The organism is Burkholderia vietnamiensis LMG 10929 (assembly GCF_000959445.1).
GTDB lineage: Bacteria > Pseudomonadota > Gammaproteobacteria > Burkholderiales > Burkholderiaceae > Burkholderia > Burkholderia vietnamiensis.
The window spans coordinates 2,149,034-2,171,524 of record NZ_CP009631.1; the positions used below are offsets into that span (position 1 = coordinate 2,149,034).

The following is a 22,491-nucleotide window of genomic DNA, read 5'->3' on the forward strand; positions in this document are numbered from 1 at the left end:
CGGTCGTGGTACGCCGTTCACGGCTACGAGCGCGAGACGGCGACACCTGCGGCAATTGCCGCCTTAAAGCCCAGTCCCGCCGCGCCGCCCGGCTCCAGCGGGCAGCAGCGGCGCAGCCTGACCGGAAGCCCCGATGCGGATGTCAGCTTTTGGGCTGGTGGATCGAGCCGGACGGGTAGTGCGTGTCCACGACCGACAGCGTTCCGCCATCGAGGTCGTAGATGCTCGCGCCGGCCGCTGCGGTGTTGCCGCGCAACTCGCCGTTCGTGACGGTGACGTTGGTCGCGCCGACCTGCGACGCACGGCTGATCATGTAAATCGCGCCGCCGTTGCGGCGTGCGGCGTTCGCTTGAAACCGCGTGTCGCGAAACGTGACGAGCGAGCCGTAGTCTGCGTACGCGCCGCCGCCGTCGTGCGTGGCCGCGTTGCGCAGAAACGCGGAGCGCCGATGCGTCGCCGTCACGCCCTCGCGGTCGAGCACCGCACCGCCGTAGATCGCGCGGTTGCCGTCGAACGTGGTGTCGACGATCGTCAGTACGGCCTTGCCGAACGCATAGATCGCGCCGCCTTCGAGCGCCTCGTTGCGTTCGAACCGGCAGTTGCGCACGGTCATCGTGAAGCCGACCGGATCGCTGTACGACTCGAGCGCGCGTCCGGCCCGGTATGCCTTGAGTCCGTTGGGCAGATACGTCTTGCCTGCGTGATAAGCCAGCAGTCCGCCGCCCTTGCCGTTGTAGGTGAAGCCCACCGCGTTGCCGTCGCGGATCGTCAGCCCGTCGAGCACGGCCTGATTCGCGCCGTAGACGACGTGCTGATAGCGATCGTCGCCCGCGGCAAGTTTCGCGCTGAGCACCGTCGGCGCTGCGTCGCGGCGGCGCTGTGCGACGTCGGTTTCGGTGCCCGCGAAGCCGCCATACACCTCGACGCCGTCATACAGCGTGAACGCGGCAATCCGGCCCGCGTCGCGCCGCGCCGGATGATAGCGCCCGGCCTTCACCCAGACGGCGGCCTTCGAAACCGACGCCAGATCGATGGCGGCCTGCAGGTCGGTCAGCGCCGTCGCCCACGACAGGCCGTCCTGCGTTGCCGACGTCGATGCCGGCACGACGTGGATCACCTTGGCCGCGACCGCGTCACGCGTCACGACGGGCCGCGTGTACTCGCCGCGGTATTCGACCACACCCTCGTTGCGCGAATAGAACTGCACGAGCGTCGCGACCACGGGCGCCTTCAGCAGTTGCGCACCGTACGGACGCGGCTGATAACCGACGCCCGGCGGCAGCGGCGCGAGGTCGGCTACGCTGACCTGGCCGTCGAGATTGCTGATCGGCAGAAAGTCGGCGAGCGGCAGCGTCTGCCCGGCGGGCACGTGCGAGCCGAGCGCGGCCACGATGTCCTCGTGCCAGTTGTAGACGTCGTCGATGCTGCAGTTCACGACGATCGGATTGTTGTTCGCGCCGGTGCCCTGATAGAGGCCGGCGCCGAGCCCGCTGGTCGCCTTGTTGCCGACGATCGTCACGTTCGCGAGCAGCGGCGACGAGCCGCCGTCGTTGCCGATGCCGCCGGCCGTCGTCGCTTCGTTGCCGGTCACCAGCACGTTGAACAGCAGCGGCGTCGACGCGAAATCGTTGTAGATCGCGCCGCCCTTGTCCTGGCTGCGGTTGCCGACGAAACGACAGTCGATGAACACCGGCATCGCGCCGAGGTCGTTGCTGACCGCGCCGCCGCGCTGACTGGCCTCGTTGTCGACGAACTCGACGTTCGTGAACGTCGCCTGCTCGGCGCCGGGCTTGTGGACGTTGTAGACGGCGCCGCCTTTCGGCGAGAAGTTGTTCCGGAAGATGCAGTTGCGCACGACCGGGCTCGTCATGAAGTTGCGCATGCCGCCGCCGACCACCATGTCGCCCTTCAGGATGTCGTCCGGTGTCAGATGCAGGCGCGGCTTGTCGGCGCCGTACGCGTGCGCGATCGTGAAGCCGTCGAGCACGGCCCGATCCGCGCCCATCACGATCGTGTGCGTGTTGCGGGTGCGCTCGCCGTTGCCGATGTCGCCGCTGAGCGTCGTGACGTGCTGCGCGTAATCGCGCTGGTCGCGCGCGGTTTCGCCGCCGGCGAAGCCGCCGTACAGTGCGACGTCGGCCTTGAGCGTGAACGATTGCGTGGCGTCGTCCGGATGCGGATGGTAGGTGCCGTGCGCGACCCAGATTTCGTCGCCGGCCGACGCGGCCGCGAGCGCGTCGCGCGGCGACTGGAATGCGGTGCGCCAGGTCTTGCCGTCTCCGCCGGGTGCGGCGCGCTGGTCCACGTACCAGAGCTTGCCCGGCAAGGACGCAGCGTGCGCGCCCCAGCTGTGCGCGACGATACCGGCACACGCGGCCGAGATGGCCCGGATTGCTTGTCGGCGATGCATGTCCACTTCAGATCTCCTCGTCACGTCATGTCGTCCGGCGCTGCGCCTGCGCAGCACGGCTACCGGCAAATGTCGCAAGTCTGGAAGCGGGAAAGCGGTTTTGCTTTAACTCAGATCAATGGCGATGCAACCAACAGAGATCAAGATCGACCATCGCCATCGAGACGGCGCACGTCGCCGCGGGCCGAACCCGCGGCTTCTTCGAGGTATCAGGGAGTTTCCCCATGTCGTTGTTTGAAAAGGTCCTGACGGCGCTTTCGCCCGAACAGGAACACGCTGCATCGAATGGCGCGGTCAATCGTCCGCGGCGCAATTTGATGTTGGGCGCCGGCGCGGTCGCGATCGGATTGGCGAATGCGCGGGCGGCCGATGCGGCGGGCAACGAGGCGGGCCACGCCGGGATCGACCGTTCATGCCGGGTCAGTGCCGCACGGCTCGACAAGCTGGTCGCGGACGCGTATCCGCTGTTCAACAAGCCGGCGATACTCCCGGCGTTCGACGCGAAAACCCACGGCGCGCGTTTCGACGTCGACCTGCATCGTCTCGTCACGTACACCGTCAACCCGCAAAGCGGCGAGAAGATCAAGGTCAGCGGGCTGCTGGCATTGCCGGTCGGCGCAAGCGGCAAGCTGCCGCTCGTGTCGTGGCAGCACGGCACGATCCTGTCGTTCGATCAGGTGCCGTCCAATCTCGTTCTGCTCGCCGACCCCGACCGTCAACTGACGGACGCCGCCGACTCGCTCGAAACGCTCTTCAACGTGCATCGGTTCGCGGCGCAGGGCTATGCCGTGATCGCCGCCGATTACGTCGGCAAGGGGCCGTTCCGCGATGGCCGGGGCGAAGCGTATGCGGTCAAGGACGTGACGGTGCGCACCTGCGTCGACGTGTTGACGGCAGGCGAGGCCGCGATGCGCGCGCTGGGCGTCGTGCCGTCGAAACTGTTCCTGCACGGCTGGTCGCAAGGCGCGCTCAACACGCAATGGCTGCATCAGGCGTTGCGCAAGCAGTCGCGGCCGATCGCCGCAACGGCCGTCGCCAGCCCGTTCAACGACCTCAGCGAGGCATGGCGGTTCTGGGCCGGCGCGCAGACGTTTGCGCTTCCGCGCGGCGTACAGGCCTATCCGGCGCTTCCGGACTGGATCTCGCTCTGCATGATCGTCACGCTCGGCAGCTACGAGTTGCAGTACGGGCTGAAAGGCTTGATGAAAAGCGCGATCCGGCCGGAGTTTCAGCACCTCGCGGCGCAGTACTGGTCGGATTACACGCTCGACGCCGAGCGGGCAAAGTCGCTGCCGACCGGCGCCGGATTGTTGAATCCCGGCTTCTTCGAGCACTACACGGCGACGCAAAACAGCGCGTTTCTTCGGCAGCTCGCGGCCAATCGCGCGACTTACTGGAATTACGACAGTCCGATCCGCTTCGATTACGGGCTTGCCGATGAAGCGATTCATCCGGCGATGGTGTATCCGGTACTCGCGGCGGGCGGTTCCTACGTGAGCGGCGTGGCCGTCCCGGCGGCGAGCCATCGCGGGACGTTTCTCGCCGGGCTGTACGGCGATGCGTCGACGCTCGGCGGAGCCGAGAACATTCTCGCGTGGTTCGACGGGCTGCGATGAGCGCGTTTGGGCCGGCGGCCCGAGGCTGCGTGTTCGCCGGGTTCCATCTCGGCAACGTGCCGGTTCAATAGAACGGGCCACGGTGGAAAGGGCGGCGAGCGCGACGGGCTGATGGCCTTCAGTCGGGATGGCAGTGAAGAACGGATGTCGCGCCTGCGTTTCGGGAACTCACATGCGCGCTTCGTGGCGGCGATCTTTACGGCGTCGATTCGTCGGCCGGGTGGTGATGCATCGCGCCGTGATCGTGCCCGGCCTTCGCATCGTGCCCATGATCGGACAACTGCGCGTCGAACCAGTCGTGAAGCGCCGCGATCAGACGCGGCTGCTCGCTGCGGTAGACGATCTCGCCGCCGTCGCGCACGTCCCGATAGTCGATCTCGAGCTCGCCCGGCTGTGCCGTACGCAATGCGGCGAGCCCCGGCATGTCGGCGCCGTGGATCTGCTCCGGCGCGCCGAAATCGCCTGACGAGAAGCGACGCGCGATCGTGGCCAGATGCTCGCGGATCAGCGCGGTCTGCTTTGCGTCGCGACGCTTGGTGACGACCCGCTGGATGCCGCCGTCGGCGGTCTTCGTGAAGATATGGGTCGTAGCCGCGAGCGAGAACGGCATCACCTGCGCGCCGTGTCGGGCGACGTCCTGCTGGCGTGGCGTGACTTCGGCAAAGGCGGGCGGCGAGGCGACGACCATGCCGAACACGATGGACATCGACGCCGCGACGACTGCTGCTGAACGGTAGTTCATGGGGTGTTCCACGTGGTGTGAATCCATCGCTGCCGACAGCGGGGCGATGCGTTGCTCGATGGTGGCGCGCACGGGTCATGGTCCGCCGACCGGTCACCGGATTCTTGCCTGGTTCAGGTCGCTTCGGCAAGACTTCCGCGCTTTCGTTGAGCACGCTCTAGCGGTCCGCGAAAATTCGGCCATTCGATGCGTGATCATCGAATCTGCCCGGTGCCTCCATTGTGAGGTTGAAGGTCGGCGCGATTCCGAGCCGGCACGGATGGAACGACGAGCGCGCCGATCATGGCCGCCGCGGCCGTTGAAATCGCCGCCAACAAGACGAGCGGTTCCCAACCCGCGCTGGTGACGACGAGACCTGCGATGGCCGTACCGATCGCGCCCGCGACGTAGTAGAAGGTCAGGTACGCCGAGTTCAGTGCGCCGGCGCGCGCCGGCTCGATCGCAACGACGCTGGCCTGATTGGCGACCTGGGCGGCGAAACAACCGGCATCGAATACGGCCAGCGCGGCCGCCGTCGCGGCTGGGTGGCCGAGCGAGACGGTCAGCGCACATGCGGACGCCGCCGCAACCGCCAGGCCGCAGACGATCACGGCGCGGCTGCCGAACCGGTCCGCCAGGCGGCCCGCGACACGCGTGACGACGAGGCCGAGGAGTCCGGCCAGGCTGTACAGTCCGATGGCCGCCGCATCCAGGTTGTACGGCGGCGCGGCGAGCCGCACCGCAAGCCCGACCCAGATCAGGTTGAAAGCAAGGAACCACAGCATCCCGGCATAGATGCGCAACCGCAGCTGCCGGGAGGCCCGCAACAACGACGGCATCGAACGCAACGTCGAGAAGTAGCCCGTATGCCCGGGCGGCCGTTGCGCGGGTAGTAATGGCATGACGCAAAGGGCTGAAACGACCGCGAAGGCCGCGAACGTCAACAGCGCGCCTCGCCATCCATACCACTGCGCGAGAACGCCGCCCACGAATCGGCTCAGCAAGATCCCCGCCGATATGCCGGCGGAGATCGTCCCCATGAGCCGCGCGCGGCGGTGCGGATCGGCGCACTTGCCGACGACGGCGCTGCTTTGCGCCGCAACCGTCGTCGTCGCGCCGATGACAACGAAGCACGCAATCAGCGCGTCCGGGCCTGGCGAGTACGCGGCAAGCGCCAGCGCGCACGCGAGCGCCGCAAGCTGCCCCGGAATCAACGTGCGCGGACTGAGTTTGTCGACCAGCGGCACGAGCAGCACCAGGCCGAGCAGATAGCCGATCATCGCGCCGGACGCGACGGCGGTAATCGGTGCGACCGGCACCCCGAAATCGGCGGCGATGAAGGAAAGCGCCGGTTGCATCGCGTAGTCGTTCGCGATGGCGCCGCCCGCGGCGATCGAAAGCACCGCTACCGCGCGGCCCGACAGCCGCGCGTTCTGCTCGGCCCGGCCCGTCATTTGCCGGCCCTGACGGCAATGGCCTCGACTTCGGCGAGGATCGCGTCGTCGACGAACGGCAGCGCATGCACGAGCGAGAACGCCGGTCGAATCTCGCCATAGACCTCGCCGTGCGCGCGCGCAGCGTCTTCCCAGTGTTCGAAGTCCGCGACGACCAGCCGGCTTTGCACCACGTCATCCAACCGGAATCCGTTGTCGAGCAGCACCTTCTCGACAGTGGCGAGGGCATCCCGCGTTTGCGTGTAGACGTCCGGGCCTTTGCCGGCCGTCCCTGAAATGTAGATCGTGTCGTTCACGATCACGGCCCGCGAGTAACCGACCTTCGGTTCCCACGGGGAGCCGGTGCTGATGAGTTGACGCATATGGATCGTCCTTCGATGAGAGGGTTCGGGAATAACTACTTGGGTAGTAGTTGAATGGGATCGTATACTACTGCGGTAGTTAGTCAACTGCCTTTCCACAGAAAAGAGTCCCGAATGACGGTAGACGCAGAATTGATCGCTTCCATGACGCGACTGGGATTCACCCAGTACGAAGCGCAGGCATACGCGGCCCTGGTTGGTCAGGCCGCGCTGACGGGAGCGGAAGTCGGGCGCAGGGCATCGATGCCGGCCTCGAAGGTGTATGAGACGCTGGCTCGTTTGGAAGCGCGGGGAGCCGTGCTCGTCAACCGCTCGGAGCCGGTGCGGTACGCGGCCGTGCCGCACACGTCACTGTTGGCCGAGCTGCGCTCGCGCTTCAACGCCGACCTCGAGTCGGCAGCGTCCGCGCTGGATCGGCTGCCGGTTCAACAGGAACCGGGGCTGGTCTGGTCGCTCAGTGGCGCGGAGTCGATCGTGCAGGCCTTTGCGCGGGTGATCTCGAATGCGCAGACCAGCCTGTTCGCCGGTCTCTGGGACGAGGAGCTCGACGAACTGGGCCCGCTGCTCGAAGCGGCCAGCGGGCGGGGGATCGACACCCATGTCGCCATCTATGGCAAGCGGACGTTGAAAGGGCCGCACACGTACGACATGGCCGAATGTGGGGCCAGCGCGAGACTGCGCCTGTCCGGCCGTCGCCTTGCGGTGGTGGTCGCAGATGAAGACGATGCGGTGGTGGCCGAGTTCGGCGACCACACGCCCGATCAGGCCACGGTGACAACCAACCCGGTCATTGCGCTGCTGGCCGTCGAGTACATCAAGGCCGACGTCAGCGGCCGCCTGATGATCGATGCGATGCCTTCGGCGGCATACGAGAAGTTGCTGACGAGTCGCGCGATGCGGGCGATGCTTCGGCCGGTTTCGGGGAAGGGGGTGAAAGAGGGTGGTGGCGGTTAGGCGTGTGAGCCGGGCGAGGGTATGACGGACGCACGGCGCATCGACAGGGCGAAGGAGCAGGGGCGCAAGCCGCCCGTCATGCGCCGCACGGATTACAACCTGTGGACGTCGCCCGCTCGATGGGCCGATGTGGCGATCAGGTGGCCGCTGCTTGATTCCAGCCCGATACGTGATCGAGCCGTCAGACGTGAGCGTGGCAAGGCGGTCGTCTTGACGAGAGATCAGACGTCCGCTGGATTGATCAGTGACGTCAGGACATGATCCTCCCAGACGCCATTTATTTTTAAGTAGGCGCGCGCGATGCCTTCCTGCTCGAAGCCCAGCTTATTGAGCAACTGCGCGCTTCGCTTGTTCTCGGGTCGATAGTTCGCCATGACACGGTGTAACCCAAGCTCGGCGAACAGATACTGGATAGCGGTAGAGAGACATTCGCGCATCAACCCGCGTCCCTCATGATCATGCGCAATCGAGAAGCCAAGGTGACATGCCTGGAACGGCCCTCGTACGATGTTCGTAAAATTGCAGTCGCCGATCAGCCGGTCTTCCTCTTTGTCGAACAACAACAGATGTATGGCGAGCCCAGCCGCGATCTCCCTTTCCATGGATTCGAGCCGTGCCTCAATCGACGGCAACGTGTAGAACGATTCGGACCGGGACGGTTCCCATGGCGACAAATGTGCGCGATTGGCAATGCAATATCCCAGCAAAGCGGACGCATGTCGGCGGCTCGCTAGCCGTAGCGACAGACGCTCAGTGATCAGAATGTCGGACGGTTCGCTTAGAGCGGGTTTCATCGGTCGATTGACGAGGAGGAGAATCCGAGGACTCGAAGATAGCGCAGTCGAGCGGATTCGTTGCTCTTGTCTTGGACTAGTACGCTCGCGCGATGAATGACCAGATCGGATCCATCGCACGGAGAGTTGCGGCGTCCGATGGCTACTCCGCGTCGTGGTGGAGCCGGACGGCTTCACCAACAGATACAGTCCATTGCCGCCGGTAAGTTTGGTAGGCTTGTTGTCTGCCTCGCTCGTCGGATCCTGATGTCGATAAGTGGCCAGATGAAAAAGGCGTATCGTCTCTGGATGGTCGAAGTGATACGCCTTTTTTCTCGGATGGACGCGACTTCCGACGAACGATAGCGAACGATGAAAGGGCGTCCAACGCCCGACTGGCAAGGGTTCCAGGCAAATCGCCGAACCAACACGAACTGGAGCGAACGAAGTGATCAGACATATCGTCATGTGGAAGCTGAAGGAATCTGCCGAGGGCGGCACGCGCGCGCAGAACGCGCTGAAGCTGAAAGAAAAGCTCGAAGGCTGCCGCGACCTCGTACCGGGCATCCTGCAACTCGACGTCGGCGTCGCGACGCCGGGCCTCGAAGCGACGTCCGACATCGTGCTGGTGTCCGATTTCACGGACCAGGCGGCGCTCGATGCGTACCAGGTTCACCCGGTCCATCAGGAAGTGAAGAAATTCGTGATGGCGGTGGCCGAATCGCGCCAGTGCGTCGACTATCTGTGCGACAACGCAGCACGATGAGCGACGCGGCATCTCCGACGGACGGCCCGTCGATCGAAAGCCCGTTCGTCGATCTGCTCGGCGTGCGGCTCGTCAGCGCGAAGGACGGCGCGAGCGAGATCGTGCTGCCGCTCGACGAGCGGCACATGAACACGTGGAGCATCGCGCACGGCGGCGTGACGATGACGCTGTCCGACATCGCGCTCGCGATGGCCGCACGCAGCCTGACCGACGACGGCGTCGGCGTCGTGACGGTCGAGATGAAGGTGAACTTCATGCAGCCGGGTCGCGGCGAATTGCGCGCGTACGGCCGCGTGATGCATCGCTCGACGACGATGGCGTATTGCGAAGGCGAAGTGCGCGACAGCGACGGCAACTTCGTTGCGAAAGCGCTCGGCACGTTCAAGTACATGCGGCGGCTCGCGGTAGGCCGCGACATCAAGCGGCAACGCACGCGCACGGCGCCCGACGCCCATCCGGGCCCGAGCGACGCGTAAGCGTCCGCACGCACGGCCCTGCCGATCACGGCAGGGCCGTTTCATTTTGCGCGGCGCGTCCGGCGCGCCGCCGGCTCGGCAAGGCGCGGCAAACGAAGCCATCGTCGCCTCACGCACACCTCGGCCGCAGCCTTCGCCACACCCTCCGCAGTGCCGCCGCCGCCCAACGGCTCGGCGCATGGCATCATGTGACGCTTGTCCGTTCACGGCGCCGCGCGCGCCGTCCTCACCGATGCCGCTGAATCCGAAGATCGCGCAGGTGCTCGACATGATCGAGCGTGCCAAACGTCCGTCCTATCATCATCAGACGCCGCAGCAGGCGCGCGCCGCGTACGAGAAAAGCGCGCCGATCCTCGACGTCGCGCCGGCGCCGATGCATTCGGTCGACGCCTGCGTCGTGCCGACCCGCGACGGCCGCACGATCGGCGCACGGCTTTACCTGCCGGTCGCACCGAGCCTCGCCGAGCCGCTGCCGGCGCTCGTCTACTACCACGGCGGCGGCTTCACGGTCGGCAGCGTCGACACGCACGACGCGCTGTGCCGGATGTTCGCGCGCGACGCGCAGTGCGCGGTGCTGTCGGTCGACTACCGGCTCGCGCCGGAACACAAGTTCCCGACCGCCGTGCACGATGCCGAAGACGCGCTGCGCTGGCTGCATCGCGAGGCCGCCGCGTTCGGCATCGACGCCGCGCGGCTAGCGGTCGGCGGCGACAGCGCGGGCGGCACGCTGGCGACCGTGTGCGCGGTGCTGGCGCGCGACGCGGGCATCCATCTTGCGCTGCAACTGCTGATCTATCCGGGCGTGACCGGCCACCAGGCGACCGAATCGCACGCGCGGCTGGCGAACGGCTACCTGCTGACGCAGGACACGATCCAGTGGTTCTTCTCGCAATACGTGCGCGAGCCGGCCGACCGCGACGACTGGCGCTTCGCGCCGCTCGACGGCACGCGCGGCGCGCCGTCGTCGTTCGCCGGCGTCGCGCCGGCATGGATCGCGACCGCGGAATACGACCCGCTGAGCGACGAGGGCGCCGCGTATGCGCAGAAGCTGCGCGCGGCTGGCAATACGGTCGCGCTGGTGTGTTACCCGGGGATGATCCACGAGTTCTTCAAGATGGGCGGCTACATACCCGAGGTGCGCGCCGCGCATGCCGACGCGACGGCGGCGCTGCGGGCCGCCTTCGACGGCGTTTGACGGCGGCGGCGGGCGGCGTCGCGCGGAGGAAGCGATGACGGACGGCTGGGTCGAAACAGAAACGCAGACGGGCGACTGGGCGGTGCTCGGCGCGGATGCCGCGCGGATCCGCGATGCGGTGTTCGTGCGCGAGCATCGGATTCCGCCCGAGTGGGAGCTCGACGATGAAGATCCGCTGTCGCTGCACGCGGTGGCGTACCGCGTCGATCGGGCGAGCGGCGCACGGCGCGCGGTCGCGACCGGGCGGCTGCTGCGCACCGGCACGATCGGCCGCGTCGCGGTGCTGGCGGACGCGCGCCGGCAAGGCGCCGGTTCCGCCGTGCTGCACGCGCTGCTCGAGGCGGCGCGGCATCGCGGCGAGCCGCTCGTGCGGCTCTATGCGCAGGACGAAGCGGTGCCGTTCTACCTGCGCCACGGCTTCACGACGATCGGCGAACCGTTCGACGCGCTCGGCGTGCCGCACGTCGAGATGGTGCGCGCGCCATAGCGCCTAACGACCAGCGACGCGTGTCAGCGGACGGCGCGCGGCGGTGTCGCGTCGATGTCGAACGTGAACGCGCGCTCGAACGTGCCGGGGCGGACGGTGCGATGCGAGCCGTCGTCGTCGCAGCGCTCCTTGATGTCGACCGTGAGCCGCACGCCTTCCTTCATCGTCACGCGCAGCGCGGTCGTGCCGCGCGTGCCGTATTCGGGCGTCTCGATGAACGCGGCCGACAGCGCGCGCTCGCGCTCGAGCGGAATGCCGGTGTGCGGCAGCGCGTCGTCGTCCGCGACGCGCGGATCGCGCAACAGGTCGATCAGTTCGTCGAGCGACGGCGTCGCGTTGTCGGTCAGCAGCGTGCCGAGTTCCGCGCGCTTGCGCACGACCTTCGGCCACGGCGTGTCGAGCCGCGCGTTGGACAGCGCATGCACGCCGGCGCCGACCGCCATCGGCGCGGCGACACGGCTTTCGCCTTCGGCTGCGCGATTGCAGAACCACGCGAGCTCGCGCCGCTTCCAGTCGCCGACCAGCAGGTTGAAGCCGTTGTAGACGGCCGCGTGCTCGGCCAGTGCGCCGAGGTAATCGAGCGGCGCGACGCCCGGGCCGCCGAGGAAATCCGACACGAGCTTGCCGCGGGTCGGCGCGCCGGCGCGAATGTCGAACGGCGCACGGTAGTTCGTGAGCGCGGCGAAGCGGCCGTCGCGCGACACGCCGAGCCATGTGCCGCCGGCTTCGAGATCGCGGCCGGCCAGCACGCCCGGCACGTCTTCCCACCACGAAAGCGGCGCACTCGTCCGGCGAAAGAACTCGTCGCGGTTGGCGGCCAGCGTAAATACAGGACCGGCGGCGGCATCAGGCTGCCAGTCGAAGGCAATCAGACACATCGGGCGAATCTCTCGCAGGAAAGCTCGGGCGCCGGCCGCGAAGGGCGAACCGGCGTGCGAACGGGTTGGCGGTGCGCTACGCGTCGGTCGGCCACGCGTACGGCAGCGTGTCGAAGGCGAGCGCCGGGCCGTCGGCCGCGCCGACGTGCACGCTGCCGCTGTCGAGCGCGGCGAGCTTGATCTCGACCAGCGCATCGACGCCGCCCGCGGGCGCGGCCGCCGCGTTGACGATCATCCCGCACGGCTGGCCGGGGTCGTCGCTGTGGAACAGCTCGACGCCGGCATGCACGCTGTCGGTCTCGCCGGCGACGTGCGCGAGCGCGGTGCGGCGCTTGATCGTCCCGCGGTACTGGCTGCGCGCGACGACTTCCTGGCCCGGGTAGCACCCCTTCCTGAAGTTAACGGCACCGATCACGTCGAAGTTGACCATCTGCGGGACAAACTGTTCGACGACCGGCTGCGTGATGCGCGGCTCGCCCGCGCGAACGTCGAGCCAGTCCCACACGGCCGGCGACACGACCGGCAGCGTGCCGGCGAGCGCGGCGATGCGCGCGTCGACTTCGGCGCGCGGCCCGATCCACAGGTAGCGCTGGCGCCCGGCCGCGTCCGGCACGCGGATCAGCACGCCGGCCGGGCCGTCGACCTTCACGTGCACGCCGTCGGGCAGCGCGTCGAACACGCCCGACAGCGCGTCGCGCACGTCGCCGCTGAAGCCGACCACCGCGACGGCGTCGCTCGCGTCCGACAGCTTCGCCTTCGCGCGCAGCACGAACATCGACAGCCGTTTCTGGACGGCGGCCTGCACGTCCTTCGACACCAGCAGGCGCACGCCGTGGCCCTCGCGCCACGCGAGGAACGACGCGAGCAGCCGGCCCTTCGGCGAACAGTAGCCGGCCACGCGCGCACTGGCCGCATCGAGATGCTCGATGTCGTTGGTGAGCTGGCCGTGCAGGAACGTCGCGGCGTCGTCGCCGGCCACGTCGATCACGCCGAACTGCGCAAGCGGCATGCACGCGGCCGGCGCGTCGAAATCGGCGGCGGACGGGCGGGGGAAAACGGGGAGCGAGGCGGATGCGGGCTGGGCAGCCGGTGAAGCGAACGGTGTGCTCATGGAATGAGGGAACAGTCAACCCTGACTTTGACGAAGGCGAGCAAGTATTATATGGGTCTTACCCGAGTCTCGTTTCCATGTCCCTACTGAAGAAATGCGTCGCGACGGTCGCGGCGCTGGCCGTCGTTGTGGCCGCTGCCGGCGCGGGCGCCGGTTATTACTGGGCGACCCGGCCGCTGTTGTTGGGCGCGGCGTCGCTCGACGTGACGATCAAGCCGCGCAGCAGCGTGAAAAGCGTCGCGCTGCAGCTCAAGCGCGGCGGCGTGCCGGTCGAGCCGCTCGGCTTCGTCGCGATGACGCGCGTGCTCGGGCTGTCGAGCCGCCTCAAATCCGGCAACTACGAATTCAAGAGCGGCATCACGCCGTACGCCATCCTGCAGAAGATCGCGCGCGGCGACGTGAACGAGTACGTCGCCACGGTCATCGAAGGCTGGACCTTCAAGCGCATGCGCGCCGAACTCGACGGCAATCCCGACCTCGCGCACGCGAGCGCCGGCATGAGCGACGCGGAGCTGCTGCGCGCGATCGGCGCACCGGACACCGTGATCCGGCGCGGCAGCGGCGAAGGGCTGTTCTTCCCCGATACCTACCTGTTCGACAAGGGGACGAGCGACCTGAACATCTATCGCCGCGCGTATCGTCTGATGCAGACGCGCCTCGAAGAAGCCTGGGCGGCGCGCGCGCCGGGGCTGCCGTACAAGACGCCTTACGAAGCGCTGACGATCGCGTCGGTCATCGAAAAGGAAACCGGCCATGCGGCCGACCGCGCGTTCGTCGCGGCCGTGTTCGCGAACCGGCTGCGCATCGGGATGCCGCTGCAGACCGATCCGTCGGTGATCTACGGCCTCGGCGACGCGTACGACGGGCATCTGCGCAAGCGCGACCTGCAGGCCGACACTCCCTACAATACCTACACGCGGCGCGGGCTGCCGCCGACGCCGATCGCGCTGCCCGGCGTCGCGTCGCTGCAGGCGGCGATCAACCCGGCCCCGACGAGCGCGCTCTATTTCGTCGCGAAGGGCGACGGCACGAGCGTGTTCTCGGATACGCTCGGCGATCACAACAAGGCCGTGGACAAGTACATACGAGGTCAATGATGGCGCGCGGTAAATTCATCACGTTCGAAGGCATCGACGGGGCGGGCAAGACGACCCATCTGCAATGGTTCTGCGAGCGTCTGCAGGCGAAGCTCGCCGCGGGCGACCGGCAGGTCGTCGTCACCCGCGAACCGGGCGGCACGCCGCTCGGCGAGGCGCTGCGCGAGATGCTGCTGAACCAGCCGATGGATCTCGAGACTGAAGCGCTGCTGATGTTCGCCGCGCGCCGCGAGCATCTCGCGCGCGTGATCGAGCCGGCGCTTGCACGCGGCGACTGGGTCGTGTCCGACCGCTTCACCGACGCGACGTTCGCCTACCAGGGCGGCGGCCGCGGGTTGCCGCGCGACAAGCTCGAAGCGCTCGAGCGCTGGGTGCAGGGCGGTTTTCAGCCGGACCTGACGGTGCTGTTCGACGTCGCGCCGCAGGTGGCGAGCGAGCGGCGCGGCGCCGCGCGTGCGCCCGACAAGTTCGAGAGCGAGACGGACGCGTTTTTCACGCGCACCCGCGACGAATACCTGCGGCGCGCGCAAGAGGCGCCGCATCGCTTCACGATCGTCGACGCGACGCAGACGATTCCCGAGATTCGCGGACAGCTCGAGCGCGTGCTCGCCGCGCTGTAACCCGAAGGAACGCATCCGATGATCTATCCGTGGCAAACCGACGACTGGAACCGCCTGCAGCAGCTGCGCGCGCAATGGCCGCATGCGCTGCTGTTGCACGGTCAGGCCGGGATCGGCAAGCTGCAGTTCGCGCAGCATCTCGCCAAGGGCTTCCTGTGCGAGTCGCCGCGGCCGGACGGCCAGCCGTGCGGCGCCTGCGCGGCCTGCACGTGGTTCGCGCAGGGCAACCACCCCGACTACCGGATCGTGCTGCCCGAGGCGCTCGCCGGTGAGGCGCCTGGCGCGGCCGACGACGCGAAGCCGGCCGACGCCGACGAAGGCGGCAAGAAAACCCGTGCGCCCAGCAAGGAGATCAAGATCGAGCAGGTGCGCGCATTGCTCGATTTCTGCGGCGTCGGCTCGCACCGCGGCGGCGCGCGCGTCGTCGTGCTGTATCCGGCCGAGGCGCTGAACGTCGCCGCGTCGAACGCGCTGTTGAAGACGCTCGAGGAGCCGCCGGCGGGCGTCGTGTTCCTGCTGGTGTCCGCACGCATCGACCGGCTGTTGCCGACCATCATCAGCCGGTGCCGGCAGTGGCCGATGACCGTGCCGGCGCCGGATGCGGCCGCGGCGTGGCTCGCCGCGCAGGGCATCGACGATGCGCGCGCGCTGCTCGCCGAAGCGGGCGGGGCGCCGCTCGCGGCGCTCGCGCTCGCGAGCGACGAGAACCGTCCGCTGCGCGATTTCACGCTCGGCCAGCTCGCGGCGGGCGCCGCGTGCGATCCGTTCGCCTGCGGCGAGACGCTGCAGAAGCTGCCGGTGCCGCTGGTGCTCGGCTGGCTGCAGCGCTGGCTGTACGATCTGCTCGCGCAGCGGATGGCCGGCGCGCCGCGCTACTTCCCGCTGCAGTCGGCCGCGCTCGCGCGGTGCGCGCACGCGGTCGACGCCAATGCGTTCGCGCGCTTCATGAAGACCGTGACGCGCCAGCGGATGGTCGAGAACCATCCGCTCAACGCCCGGCTCGTATTCGAGGAACTGTTTCTCGGTTATCGGGAAATCTTCGTCTGAGTAACGATTGTTTCCGCGTTGTGCGGAAACGATTGCCGGCGAGCGCCTCGCGCCCGTCCCAAGAATTCAGGAAACACGATGTTCGTCGATTCTCACTGTCACATCAATTTCAAGGGTCTCGCCGACCGCCTGCCGGCCGTGCTCGAGAACATGCGCGAGCACGACGTCACCCATGCGCTGTGCGTCTCGGTCGATTTCGAGACGCTGCCCGAGGTGCTCGCGATCGCGCAGGCGCACGACAACGTGTACGCGTCGGTCGGCGTGCATCCCGATCACGAGGACGCGCATGATCCGACGCTCGCCGAGCTGATCGAGCTGGCCGCGCATCCGAAGGTCGTCGCGATCGGCGAGACGGGCCTCGACTACTACCGTCTCGAAGGCCGCTCGATCGCCGACATGGAATGGCAGCGCGAACGCTTTCGCACGCATATCCGCGCGGCGACCGCGACGATGAAGCCGCTGATCGTTCATACGCGCTCGTCGTCGGAAGACACGCTGCGGATCATGGCCGAGGAGCGTGCGCACGTGCCGGGCGGCGTGATGCACTGCTTCACCGAGCCGTGGCCGGTCGCCGAGCAGGCGCTCGCGCAGAACTTCCATATTTCGCTGTCGGGGATCGTCACGTTCAAGAACGCGACCGACGTGCAGGACGTCGCGCGGCGCGTGCCGCTCGAGCGGCTGCTGATCGAAACCGATTCGCCGTACCTTGCGCCGGTGCCGTATCGCGGCAAGCCGAATGAACCTGCGTACGTGAGCCATGTCGGACGCTTTATCGCCGCGCAACGCGGGATCGCCGTCGAGGCGCTCGCCGATGCGACGACGCAGAATTTTTTCCGGCTGTTCAGGATCGCCCGTTGAGCACGCGCGACCCGGCCGACAACCCAGGGAAGGAGCCCACAACAATGACGAAGTCGACCACATACCTGCCCAAACGCGCACTCGCCGCCGCCGTCCTCGCCGCGAGCGGCCTGATGGCCGCTGCCGGCGCGCATGCCGAGTCGCTCGATGCGATCGTCAAGGCCGTCAAGTTCGACGACATCGCCGACATCGGCAAGCAGCTGAAGGCCGGCAAGCTCGATCCGAACACGCTCGCGCCGAACGGCGACCCGCTGCTCGTGATCGCCGCGCGCGAAAAGTCCGACAAGGTCGCGGCCGCGCTCGCGGCTACGCCGAACGTCGATCTCGAGAAGGAGGACAAGGCCGGCGAGAACGCGCTGATGCTCGCCTCGCTGAACGGCGACGCCGGGCTCGTCAAGCTGCTGATCGACAAGGGCGCGGAAGTCAGCAAGAAGGGCTGGGCGCCGCTGCACTACGCGGCGACCAACGGCCACGACGACGTGGTGAAGATCCTGCTCGACCACGACGCGTACATCGACACCGCGTCGCCGAACGGCACCACGCCGCTGATGATGGCCGCGCGCGGCAACCACGCGTCGACGGTCAACCTGCTGCTCGACCAGGGCGCCGATCCGCAGGTGAAGAACCAGCTCGGCATCACCGCGCTCGAGTTCGCGAAGCACTACAACGCGCCGGATGCGATCGAGATCCTGAGCAAGCGGACGGTGCGCGTCGGCGCGTCTGCGCCGGCAGATGCCCAAAAGAGTGCAAAATGACGGTTTTCGGCGCGGCGGCCGGTTGCCGCCGCACCGATCGTCGCAGTAAGCGGCCTCGCGCCGCATTGACATAAGGAACACCATGTTGCGGGCTATGTTTTGTGCCGCGGCGTTCGCCGTGCCGTTGTCGGCGGCGGCTTTCACGGGCGCGGATCTCGACCGGCTGTGCGCGAAGACCGACGTCAAGTCGCGGGCGTCGTGCGCGGCCTATATCGAAGGCGCGGCCGATGGCGTCTACAACACGATCGACGCGATCGGCGGCACGACGGGGCCGCGCGTCGGCCAGTATTTCTGCCTGCCGCCCGACATCCGGGCGCAGCAAATGACCGACGCGGTGCGCAAGTACATCGCCGAGAACCCGAAGTTGGCCGACTACAACGCGAGCACCGCGGTGTCGCTCGGACTCGGCAAGGCGTTCCCGTGCAGGGGCGGCAACTGATTTGACGCCGCGTCCGGGCGCGCACGCCGCCCGGACCTCGCCGACGCATCCAGGACGACGCCAGTACGGGTCATAACCGAAGCATCCCGGACGCCGATGATTTCAATCGAGGAAGTGCAGCGCATCGCCGATGCGCCCTTGCATTCGTGGCTCGGCACATTCTGCGTGTCGGCGCTCGTCGTGCTCGTTTTCGTGATCGTGCATCGCATCGGCGCGCGCATCGTGCATCGCATCGCGCGGCCGTATCCGCTGCTGAGCGTGATCCTGCGCTACATCGACAAGCCGTCGCTCGTCACGCTCGTGCTGCTCGCGCTCGAGTTCGTATGGCTGCAGGCGAACGACGCGATGTCGTTCGTCGGCGGGATGCGCTCCGCGGCCGCGGTCGGCACCATCGTCTCGCTCACGTGGCTGCTGGTGCGACTCGCGGCCGGCGTCGGCGACGCGATCATCCAGGCCCATCCGATGGATACGGCCGACAATCTCCACGCGCGGCGCATCCATACGCAGGCCAAGGTGCTGGTTCGGACCGTCATGGTGCTGATCGTGATCATCGGCACGGGCGGTGCGTTGATGACGTTTCCGAACGTGCGTCAGGTGGGCGCGAGCCTGCTCGCGTCGGCCGGCGTGGCCGGCCTCGTCGCCGGTATCGCCGCGCGGCCGGTGCTCGGCAATCTGATCGCCGGGCTGCAGATCGCGCTGACCCAGCCGATCCGGCTCGACGACGTCGTCGTGATCCAGGGCGAATGGGGCCGTATCGAGGAAATCACCGGGTCGTTCGTGTCGGTGCGGCTGTGGGACCAGCGGCGGCTCGTCGTGCCGCTACAGTGGATCATCGAAAATCCGTTCACGAACTGGACCCGCAGCAGCTCCGAGATCATCGGCACGGTGTACCTGTCGGTCGACTACCGCACGCCGCTCGCGCCGCTGCGCGAGGAGCTCGCGCGGCTCGTCCATGCCGCGCCCGAATGGGACGGCCGCGTGCAGGTGCTGCAGGTGACCGACGCGAGCGAGCGCACGATGCAGTTGCGTGCGCTGGTGAGCGCGGCCGATTCGTCCACGTGCTGGGACTTGCGGTGCCGCGTGCGCGAGGGCCTGATCGCGTATTTGCAGGCGAACTATCCGCAGTGCCTGCCGCGCGACCGGATGGAGCTGTATCCGCATGAGGCGGCGCCGGAGGGCCCGCGTCCCGAACGGCCGCACACGCGGTCTGCCGCCGCCAGCACCGCGGCCAACACGGCGGCCGACCCGCAGGTCGCCGAAGGCCGCTGATCGCGTGCCGCGATTGGTGGCCGCTTCCTATCCATGACCGCGCTCAAGACACTCGCCATCGCCAACTACCGCTCGCTGCGCGAGCTGATCGTGCCGCTCGCGGCGCTCACCGTCGTCACCGGGCCGAACGGCAGCGGCAAGTCGAGCGTCTATCGCGCGCTGCGGCTGCTGGCGGACACCGCACAGGGGCGCGTGATCCCGTCGCTCGCGCGCGAAGGCGGGCTGCCGTCGACGCTCTGGGCCGGCCCCGAGCGCTTCTCGCGCGCGATGCTCGCCGGCGACACGCCGGTGACCGGCACGGTGCGCAACCGGCCCGTGAGTCTGAAGCTCGGCTTTGCGTGCGCCGACTTCGGCTATGCGATCGATCTGGGCCTGCCGGTGCCGAGCAGCTCGCAATTCACGCTCGATCCCGTCGTGAAGCGCGAATGTATCTGGGGCGGCGCGCTGCTGCGGCCGTCGACGCTGCTGGTCGAACGGCAGGGCGCACAGATCCGCACGCGCACCGCGTCGGGCGACTGGCGCACGGTGCCGCAGCCGGTGGCGAGCTTCGACAGCATGATGACCGAGTTCGCGGATCCGGTCGGCGCGCCGGAGATGATCGCGGTGCGCGAGCGCATCCGCTCGTGGCGTTTCTACGACCATTTCCGGACCGATGCCCGGGCGCCGGCGCGGCAGTCGCACATCGGCACGCACACGCCGGTGCTCGCGGACGACGGTGCCGATCTCGCGGCGGCGCTGCAGACGATCCGCGAGATCGGCGATGCCGCCGCGCTCGATGCGACGATCGACGACGCGTTTCCGGGCGCGTCGATCGACATCGACAATCCGGGCGGGCGCGGCCGCTTCGACGTGCTGATGCGCCAGCCGGGGCTGCTGCGACCGCTGGCGGCGGCCGAACTGTCGGATGGCACGCTGCGTTATCTGCTACTCGCGGCCGCGCTGCTGACGCCGCGCCCGCCCGCGCTGATGGTACTGAACGAGCCGGAGACGAGCCTGCATCCCGATCTGCTGCCGGCGCTGGGCCGCCTGATCGCGCAGGCCGCGCGGCGTTCGCAGGTGCTGGTCGTGTCGCACGCGGCGCGGCTGATCGCGACGCTCGAGCGCGAGGCCGGTTGCGAGTCGCTGGTGCTCGACAAGCAGCTCGGCGCGACGGTGCTCGTCGATGCGGACGCGCGCGATCTGCCGCCGTGGAAGTGGCCGGCGCGCTGACGGGCACGCGCGGCGGCGCGCGGTCGAAGCGGTGCGGCGAATGTATCCGCGCTGTAACAAGCCCCATAAAGTGAAAGACGCGGCACCGCGGTGCGGCGCGATCGCGAATAATGACGGGATATCGGTGTCGACGGCCATGCTGGCCCGCTTCGCGTCGGACGATCGGTCGGCACCGCGTTCGCCGGCCCGCCGAGCACAGGAGACGTGGACTATGAGAATTGCGCAGATCGCCCCGCTGACCGAATCCGTGCCGCCGAAGCTCTACGGCGGCACGGAGCGCGTCGTGTCCTACATTACGGAAGCGCTCGTCGACCTCGGCCATGACGTGACGCTGTTCGCCAGCGGCGATTCGACGACCCAGGCCAAGCTGGAGCCGGTGTGGCCGCGCGCGCTGCGGCTCGATTCGTCGATCCGCGACCGCGTCGCGCCGCACATGCTGCTGATGGAGACGGTCGCGCGGCGCGCGAAGGATTTCGACGTGCTCCATTTCCACATGGACTACTACTCGTTTTCGGTGTTCAACCGGCAGGACACGCCGTTCGTCACGACGCTGCACGGCCGGCTCGACTTACCCGAGCAGCAGCCGGTGTTCGACACTTTCGACACCGCGCCGGTGATCTCGATCTCGAATTCGCAGCGTCAGCCGCTGCCGCAGGCGAAGTGGCTGACGACCGTCTACCACGGGCTGCCCGACACGCTGTATCTGCCGCAGCCGGTCGAGCCGCGTTACCTCGCGTTCCTCGGCCGCATTTCGCCCGAGAAGCGCGTCGATACGGCGATCCGCATCGCCCAGCAGTGCGGGCTGCCGATCCGCATCGCCGCGAAGATCGACGCGGCCGACCAGGAATACTTCGAGCGCGAGATCGAGCCGCTGTTTGCGCTGCCGCACGTCGAGTACATCGGCGAGATCGCCGATCATCAAAAGGCCGAGTTCCTGTCGGGCGCGCATGCGCTGCTGTTTCCGATCGACTGGCCGGAGCCGTTCGGGCTGGTGATGATCGAGGCGATGTCGTGCGGCACGCCGGTGATCGCGTTCAATCGCGGCGCCGTGCCGGAAGTGGTGGACGAGGGCGTGTCCGGCTTCATCGTCGAGGACGAGATCAGCGCGGTGGCCGCCGTCAATCGGCTGCACCTGCTGCCGCGCACCCGCGTGCGCCAGCGCTTCGAGGAGCGCTTCACGTCGCGCCGGATGGCGCAGCAGTACGTCGACGTCTACCAGTCGCTGATACGCGCGCAGAAGCGCTCGCGCTTCAAGGTCATCGACTCGACGACCTGACCGACCCGACGCGCCCATGAAAAAACGGCGATGTCCGCACTGGACATCGCCGTTTGCACATCGCCCGCGCGCGGGCGGGGACGCCGCAGCGTCAGATCTTCAGCTTCGTGACCTTCGTGCCGTTGATCGACACGTCGCCCATCAGGCCGGCGTTGGTCAGCACGACGACCTGCACTGGTGCGGTGGCCGTCGTCGTGTCGATCGCGCCGTTCGCGCCCATCTTCACGAGCGCGACCGATGCGCCGGCGCCGGCGGCCCAGCCGTCCGAGCCGCGGAATTCGTCGAGCGCCTGTTGCGTCATGAACAGGAACACGACGGACTTCGATTGCGCGCCGGCCTGCAGGCCGACCGACAGCGACGACGTGTTGTAGTAGCCGACCGTCGCGCCGCCGACGCGCAGCGCGCCGTTGCCGGTCTGGCCGCCGACGATGAAGCCGGCCTGGATCACGTCGGGGAACACCAGCACGCCGCGCGACTTCGCGACGAGTTCACGCGAGCCCTTGACCGTGGAATACAGGCGCGACAGCGTTGCGTCGACGCTCGCGTCGATCGCCTGACGCTTCGACGCGTTGGTCGCGGCGTTGTCCGGCTTGTCGGGCGTGGTGGTGCAACCGGTCAGCGCGAGGCTGCCGACGATGAGCGCAGCGGCGGCTTTCGCCACGAGATTCCGTTTTTGCATCGTTCTTCTCCATCAGATGATGTTCGGAGTGAGTCTCGC

Annotated in this window: 23 protein-coding genes; 15 read left to right on the forward strand and 8 right to left on the reverse strand. The window is 67.8% G+C overall.

All coding sequences use genetic code 11. From position 1 onward, the window contains the following. Positions 1-142: 142 nt before the first annotated feature. Positions 143-2,410, reverse strand: coding sequence for a right-handed parallel beta-helix repeat-containing protein (locus AK36_RS19800; protein WP_045579014.1), 2,268 nt, complete (start codon positions 2,408-2,410; stop codon positions 143-145). Between AK36_RS19800 and AK36_RS19805 the strand changes: the two genes are divergently transcribed. Continuing rightward, positions 2,392-4,026 (forward strand): alpha/beta hydrolase family protein, encoded by a 1,635-nt coding sequence (locus AK36_RS19805; protein ID WP_224383388.1) that lies wholly within the window; start codon positions 2,392-2,394, stop codon positions 4,024-4,026. The genes AK36_RS19800 and AK36_RS19805 overlap by 19 nt on opposite strands. 196 nt (positions 4,027-4,222) lie before the next feature. Here the strand turns inward: AK36_RS19805 and AK36_RS19810 are convergent, their stop codons facing one another. The 3 genes from AK36_RS19810 to AK36_RS19820 form a co-directional block, all read right to left on the reverse strand. Beyond that, entirely contained in the window at positions 4,223-4,768 is a 546-nt protein-coding gene (locus AK36_RS19810; RefSeq protein WP_045579016.1) for a hypothetical protein, read from the reverse strand. A 194-nt stretch (positions 4,769-4,962) separates the two neighbouring features. After that, on the reverse strand, positions 4,963-6,201 hold the full coding sequence (locus AK36_RS19815) for an MFS transporter (protein WP_045579017.1): 1,239 nt from the start codon (positions 6,199-6,201) through the stop codon (positions 4,963-4,965). Further along, on the reverse strand, positions 6,198-6,563 hold the full coding sequence (locus AK36_RS19820; RefSeq protein WP_045579018.1) for a RidA family protein: 366 nt from the start codon (positions 6,561-6,563) through the stop codon (positions 6,198-6,200). Before AK36_RS19820 ends, AK36_RS19815 begins: the two co-directional genes overlap by 4 nt. Before the next feature lie 114 nt (positions 6,564-6,677). On the opposite strand from AK36_RS19820, the gene AK36_RS19825 reads away from it, so the two are divergent. Continuing rightward, positions 6,678-7,517, forward strand: a complete 840-nt coding sequence (locus tag AK36_RS19825) for a TrmB family transcriptional regulator (protein WP_045579019.1) — start codon at positions 6,678-6,680, stop codon at positions 7,515-7,517. A 221-nt stretch (positions 7,518-7,738) separates the two neighbouring features. Here AK36_RS19825 and AK36_RS34645 read toward each other — a convergent pair whose 3' ends face one another. Next, positions 7,739-8,857: a GNAT family N-acetyltransferase gene (locus tag AK36_RS34645; protein WP_338108415.1), complete on the reverse strand. Its 1,119-nt coding sequence runs from the start codon at positions 8,855-8,857 to the stop codon at positions 7,739-7,741. On the opposite strand from AK36_RS34645, the gene AK36_RS19835 reads away from it, so the two are divergent. From AK36_RS19835 to AK36_RS19850, 4 genes are all read left to right on the forward strand, one after another. Beyond that, on the forward strand, positions 8,739-9,056 hold the full coding sequence (locus AK36_RS19835; RefSeq protein ID WP_034195362.1) for a Dabb family protein: 318 nt from the start codon (positions 8,739-8,741) through the stop codon (positions 9,054-9,056). The genes AK36_RS34645 and AK36_RS19835 overlap by 119 nt on opposite strands. Continuing rightward, on the forward strand, positions 9,053-9,532 hold the full coding sequence (locus tag AK36_RS19840) for a PaaI family thioesterase (protein ID WP_011885047.1): 480 nt from the start codon (positions 9,053-9,055) through the stop codon (positions 9,530-9,532). Before AK36_RS19835 ends, AK36_RS19840 begins: the two co-directional genes overlap by 4 nt. A gap of 232 nt (positions 9,533-9,764) precedes the next feature. Further along, a complete protein-coding gene (locus AK36_RS19845; RefSeq protein ID WP_011885045.1) occupies positions 9,765-10,727 on the forward strand; it encodes an alpha/beta hydrolase in 963 nt (320 codons plus the stop codon). A gap of 34 nt (positions 10,728-10,761) precedes the next feature. Then, positions 10,762-11,214, forward strand: coding sequence for a GNAT family N-acetyltransferase (locus AK36_RS19850; protein ID WP_045579021.1), 453 nt, complete (start codon positions 10,762-10,764; stop codon positions 11,212-11,214). A gap of 23 nt (positions 11,215-11,237) precedes the next feature. On the opposite strand, the gene AK36_RS19855 is transcribed toward AK36_RS19850, so the two are convergent. Together AK36_RS19855 and ygfZ are read right to left on the reverse strand one after the other, a co-directional pair. After that, positions 11,238-12,092, reverse strand: coding sequence for an NRDE family protein (locus tag AK36_RS19855; protein ID WP_011885043.1), 855 nt, complete (start codon positions 12,090-12,092; stop codon positions 11,238-11,240). 76 nt (positions 12,093-12,168) lie between these two features. After that, complete coding sequence (ygfZ, locus tag AK36_RS19860) at positions 12,169-13,203, reverse strand: CAF17-like 4Fe-4S cluster assembly/insertion protein YgfZ (protein ID WP_045579022.1); 1,035 nt, start codon at positions 13,201-13,203, stop codon at positions 12,169-12,171. A gap of 77 nt (positions 13,204-13,280) precedes the next feature. On the opposite strand from ygfZ, the gene mltG reads away from it, so the two are divergent. The 9 genes from mltG to AK36_RS19905 all read left to right on the forward strand — a co-directional run bounded on the left by mltG (position 13,281) and on the right by AK36_RS19905 (position 21,773). Continuing rightward, a complete protein-coding gene (mltG, locus tag AK36_RS19865; protein WP_011885041.1) occupies positions 13,281-14,300 on the forward strand; it encodes an endolytic transglycosylase MltG in 1,020 nt (339 codons plus the stop codon). Next, positions 14,300-14,920 carry a dTMP kinase gene (gene tmk / locus AK36_RS19870; protein WP_045579451.1) on the forward strand — a complete coding sequence of 207 codons (621 nt, stop codon included), beginning with the start codon at positions 14,300-14,302 and terminating at the stop codon, positions 14,918-14,920. The genes mltG and tmk overlap by 1 nt, the downstream gene beginning before the upstream one ends. A gap of 18 nt (positions 14,921-14,938) precedes the next feature. Further along, a complete protein-coding gene (locus tag AK36_RS19875) occupies positions 14,939-15,967 on the forward strand; it encodes a DNA polymerase III subunit delta' (RefSeq protein ID WP_045579023.1) in 1,029 nt (342 codons plus the stop codon). Positions 15,968-16,045: 78 nt separating this feature from the next. Next, a complete protein-coding gene (locus AK36_RS19880; RefSeq protein ID WP_011885038.1) occupies positions 16,046-16,825 on the forward strand; it encodes a TatD family hydrolase in 780 nt (259 codons plus the stop codon). A gap of 44 nt (positions 16,826-16,869) precedes the next feature. Further along, complete coding sequence (locus tag AK36_RS19885) at positions 16,870-17,580, forward strand: ankyrin repeat domain-containing protein (protein ID WP_011885037.1); 711 nt, start codon at positions 16,870-16,872, stop codon at positions 17,578-17,580. Between the two features lie 82 nt (positions 17,581-17,662). Beyond that, positions 17,663-18,019, forward strand: a complete 357-nt coding sequence (locus tag AK36_RS19890; protein WP_011885036.1) for a Rap1a/Tai family immunity protein — start codon at positions 17,663-17,665, stop codon at positions 18,017-18,019. Between the two features lie 96 nt (positions 18,020-18,115). Next, on the forward strand, positions 18,116-19,288 hold the full coding sequence (locus AK36_RS19895) for a mechanosensitive ion channel family protein (RefSeq protein WP_011885035.1): 1,173 nt from the start codon (positions 18,116-18,118) through the stop codon (positions 19,286-19,288). 33 nt (positions 19,289-19,321) lie between these two features. Further along, a complete protein-coding gene (locus AK36_RS19900; protein ID WP_045579024.1) occupies positions 19,322-20,497 on the forward strand; it encodes an AAA family ATPase in 1,176 nt (391 codons plus the stop codon). A 211-nt stretch (positions 20,498-20,708) separates the two neighbouring features. After that, positions 20,709-21,773, forward strand: coding sequence for a glycosyltransferase family 4 protein (locus AK36_RS19905; protein ID WP_011885033.1), 1,065 nt, complete (start codon positions 20,709-20,711; stop codon positions 21,771-21,773). 91 nt (positions 21,774-21,864) lie between these two features. Here the strand turns inward: AK36_RS19905 and AK36_RS19910 are convergent, their stop codons facing one another. Further along, positions 21,865-22,452 carry a BPSL1445 family SYLF domain-containing lipoprotein gene (locus AK36_RS19910; protein ID WP_011885032.1) on the reverse strand — a complete coding sequence of 196 codons (588 nt, stop codon included), beginning with the start codon at positions 22,450-22,452 and terminating at the stop codon, positions 21,865-21,867. Between the last annotated feature and the right edge of the window lie 39 nt (positions 22,453-22,491).

What these genes read in the sequence shown, in the direction of transcription:
- AK36_RS19825 (WP_045579019.1), top strand. Translation starts at nt 6,678, where the DNA reads ATGACGGTAGACGCAGAATTGATCGCTTCCATGACGCGACTGGGATTC.
- AK36_RS19855 (WP_011885043.1), bottom strand. Translation starts at nt 12,092, where the DNA reads ATGTGTCTGATTGCCTTCGACTGGCAGCCTGATGCCGCCGCCGGTCCT.
- AK36_RS19815 (WP_045579017.1), bottom strand. Translation starts at nt 6,201, where the DNA reads ATGACGGGCCGGGCCGAGCAGAACGCGCGGCTGTCGGGCCGCGCGGTA.
- AK36_RS19890 (WP_011885036.1), top strand. Translation starts at nt 17,663, where the DNA reads ATGTTGCGGGCTATGTTTTGTGCCGCGGCGTTCGCCGTGCCGTTGTCG.
- AK36_RS19875 (WP_045579023.1), top strand. Translation starts at nt 14,939, where the DNA reads ATGATCTATCCGTGGCAAACCGACGACTGGAACCGCCTGCAGCAGCTG.
- AK36_RS34645 (WP_338108415.1), bottom strand. Translation starts at nt 8,857, where the DNA reads ATGCCCGGTACGAGGTCGCGGCAGCCTTCGAGCTTTTCTTTCAGCTTC.
- AK36_RS19895 (WP_011885035.1), top strand. Translation starts at nt 18,116, where the DNA reads ATGATTTCAATCGAGGAAGTGCAGCGCATCGCCGATGCGCCCTTGCAT.
- AK36_RS19810 (WP_045579016.1), bottom strand. Translation starts at nt 4,768, where the DNA reads ATGAACTACCGTTCAGCAGCAGTCGTCGCGGCGTCGATGTCCATCGTG.
- AK36_RS19850 (WP_045579021.1), top strand. Translation starts at nt 10,762, where the DNA reads ATGACGGACGGCTGGGTCGAAACAGAAACGCAGACGGGCGACTGGGCG.
- AK36_RS19900 (WP_045579024.1), top strand. Translation starts at nt 19,322, where the DNA reads ATGACCGCGCTCAAGACACTCGCCATCGCCAACTACCGCTCGCTGCGC.
- ygfZ (WP_045579022.1), bottom strand. Translation starts at nt 13,203, where the DNA reads ATGAGCACACCGTTCGCTTCACCGGCTGCCCAGCCCGCATCCGCCTCG.
- AK36_RS19840 (WP_011885047.1), top strand. Translation starts at nt 9,053, where the DNA reads ATGAGCGACGCGGCATCTCCGACGGACGGCCCGTCGATCGAAAGCCCG.
- AK36_RS19905 (WP_011885033.1), top strand. Translation starts at nt 20,709, where the DNA reads ATGAGAATTGCGCAGATCGCCCCGCTGACCGAATCCGTGCCGCCGAAG.
- AK36_RS19845 (WP_011885045.1), top strand. Translation starts at nt 9,765, where the DNA reads ATGCCGCTGAATCCGAAGATCGCGCAGGTGCTCGACATGATCGAGCGT.
- AK36_RS19910 (WP_011885032.1), bottom strand. Translation starts at nt 22,452, where the DNA reads ATGCAAAAACGGAATCTCGTGGCGAAAGCCGCCGCTGCGCTCATCGTC.
- AK36_RS19885 (WP_011885037.1), top strand. Translation starts at nt 16,870, where the DNA reads ATGACGAAGTCGACCACATACCTGCCCAAACGCGCACTCGCCGCCGCC.
- tmk (WP_045579451.1), top strand. Translation starts at nt 14,300, where the DNA reads ATGGCGCGCGGTAAATTCATCACGTTCGAAGGCATCGACGGGGCGGGC.
- AK36_RS19880 (WP_011885038.1), top strand. Translation starts at nt 16,046, where the DNA reads ATGTTCGTCGATTCTCACTGTCACATCAATTTCAAGGGTCTCGCCGAC.
- AK36_RS19820 (WP_045579018.1), bottom strand. Translation starts at nt 6,563, where the DNA reads ATGCGTCAACTCATCAGCACCGGCTCCCCGTGGGAACCGAAGGTCGGT.
- AK36_RS19800 (WP_045579014.1), bottom strand. Translation starts at nt 2,410, where the DNA reads ATGCATCGCCGACAAGCAATCCGGGCCATCTCGGCCGCGTGTGCCGGT.
- mltG (WP_011885041.1), top strand. Translation starts at nt 13,281, where the DNA reads ATGTCCCTACTGAAGAAATGCGTCGCGACGGTCGCGGCGCTGGCCGTC.